Source organism: Halomonas garicola (genome assembly GCF_031935715.1).
GTDB lineage: Bacteria > Pseudomonadota > Gammaproteobacteria > Pseudomonadales > Halomonadaceae > Vreelandella > Vreelandella garicola.
Genome location: NZ_JASSZF010000063.1, coordinates 1 through 2,246 on the forward strand (window position 1 = coordinate 1; position 2,246 = coordinate 2,246).

1 protein-coding gene and 1 pseudogene are annotated in these 2,246 nt (G+C 60.9%); both read left to right on the forward strand.

Annotated elements, in window-relative coordinates:
* Positions 1–120: 120 nt before the first annotated feature.
* Positions 121–717: pseudogene (locus RS027_RS13405) on the forward strand (transposase); the annotation flags it as partial.
* A 124-nt stretch (positions 718–841) separates the two neighbouring features.
* Positions 842–2,110, forward strand: coding sequence for a ferredoxin reductase family protein (locus RS027_RS13410; RefSeq protein WP_311957745.1), 1,269 nt, complete (start codon positions 842–844; stop codon positions 2,108–2,110).
* Positions 2,111–2,246 lie beyond the last annotated feature (136 nt).

The following is a 2,246-nucleotide window of genomic DNA, read 5'->3' on the forward strand; positions in this document are numbered from 1 at the left end:
GTTCATCCGTGAGCATTTGTCGGGGCATGGCAGGCTTGCAGTTTGTTGGCTTAGGAACCTTTATTCTGTGAGCTTGCCCCTATCCTGCCAATACCCCTGCCATGAAACGTCAACAGACCCTACTACCTGGTGATGATGATCGACATCTTCAGCCGCAAGATCACCGGCTGGGAGGTATTCCTGGCCGAGTCGGCCCACAACTCCCGCAGCGTGCTGGAACGGGCGGTGCTGGCCGAGCAGATCATTGACAAGCCGCTGGTACTGCACGCGGACAATGGTAGCCCCTTCAAGGGCGCCACGTTGCTGGAGAAGCTGCATGAGCTCGGCATCACGCCGTCCTTCAGCCGGCCGCGGGTCAGCAACGACAACCCCTACTCGGAGGCACTGTTCCGGACCTGCAAGTACCGGCCCTGCTACCCCGTCGACGGGTTCGCCACGCTCGACGATGCCCGCGAGTGGGTGGCTGGCTTCGTGCAGTGGTACAACCACGAGCATCGCCACAGCGGGATCCGCCTGGTGACACCGGCACAACGACATGCTGGGGAGGATACCGAGGTGCTGGCCAAGCGCCATGCCATCAATCAGGCGGCTCGGGAGGCCAACCCCGCCCGTTGGAGCGGTAAGACGCGCAACTGGACGCCCATCGGTACCGTGTCGCTCAACCCCGAGCGGGAGCTTCAGGTCACCGTTGTCGAACCGGAAAAACAGGTAGCCTAAATGACCTCAGAGGCGACATATTCCTTGACAACTACCGCACCTTCGTCGTAGATAATGCCCACATAATTTAACAAACCTCCCTCTCCCCCGATGTCATCGTGACCGTTACCCAAGGAGGCAAGACATGAAGGTGCTAAAACCCTGGCAGGCCGTAGCCATCACGGTCGCTGTCAGTTTCCTGCTGGTGTTGTGGGAAGTACCCGCCTCTACCTGGGCTACCTCGGCTACCCTGAGCCTGGCGTCCGGAGTGGCGGCTCTGGCGCTGATGGCCACTTCGGCCATCCTGGCCAGTCGCTGGGCCTGGGTAGAGCGGTTATTGGGCGGGCTGGATCGGATCTATCTCGCCCATAAGTGGATGGGCGTATGGGCGCTGGGACTGGCTTCGTACCACATGGTGTTCAAAGCCAAGCTTGGCGTCTGGGACGTGGAGCCAATCCTTGAGATCAGCAAGTACTGGACTCGCCTGCTACGCCAGACGAGCTTCGTGGCGCTGATGTTCATCATCTTGCTGGCGCTTAATCGCAAGATCCCTTACCACCTGTGGCGGGGCTGGCACAAGCTCTCTGGCCCACTGTTCGTGGTGGTTATCCTGCACTGGTTGACCTTCAAGTCGCCCATCGCCTTGGGCGATCCTGTCGGCCTCTGGCTAGGGGCGCTTTCGATCCTGGGTGTGGCGGCGGCAGCCTGGAAACTGCTGCTTTATCCGCATCTTGCCCGACAGGGCGAGTATGAGGTGGTGGAGGTCTCACCCGGCGCCGGGGCGGTTCGCCTTCGCCTGGCTCCGGTGGGCAGCGGCGTGACCTTCCAGTCCGGCCAGTTCGGCTTCTTGCGGCTGAAAGAGGAAGGCCTGCGAGAGCCCCACCCCTTCACTATCGCCTCGGCCAGTCAGGAGAGCGGCGCGGTGGAGTTCTTCATCCGCGGGCTGGGTGACTACACGCGAAAGCTGGTCAGCGAGAGCCGGGTGGGCATGCGCGCCGATATCTATGCGCCCCACGGGCACTTCACACGGCCAGAGCGGGCCGGCCATGAGGTGTGGGTCGCTGGGGGCGTGGGAATTTCGCCGTTCATCTCCTGGCTTCAGGATCCCGAAGCCAAATCGCTGGAACGGGTCACTCTTTTCTACTGTTATACCCCGGGGCGGGAGTTTCCCAGCGTCGAGACCCTGCAGGCCCAGGCCGACGCGCGCGACGTGGAGTTGGTGCCAGTGCCTGCTGGGCCGAACAGCGCGGCCTTCCGCGAACGGCTGGTCGAGATCGCTCACGATGTGCCGGCCGATAGCGTGAAGGTACGCTTCTGTGGCCCCCAGGGGCTGAAGGAGGCAGTAAGCCAACAGATGGAGGAACTAGGCATTCCGCGTCGTAACCTGGCCTACGAGTACTTCGATTTTCGATAGCGTAACCGCCGCTCTTAGGGTGTGTTAACAATCATTAGTTTCGTTTAAACTGATTTAGTATTCATAGATTTTGGTGGGCCATGAGTCGGTTGAAGTTACGCGATGATCAGTGGGAGCGAATCGAGCACCTGCTCCC

What these genes read in the sequence shown, in the direction of transcription:
- RS027_RS13410 (WP_311957745.1), top strand. Translation starts at nt 842, where the DNA reads ATGAAGGTGCTAAAACCCTGGCAGGCCGTAGCCATCACGGTCGCTGTC.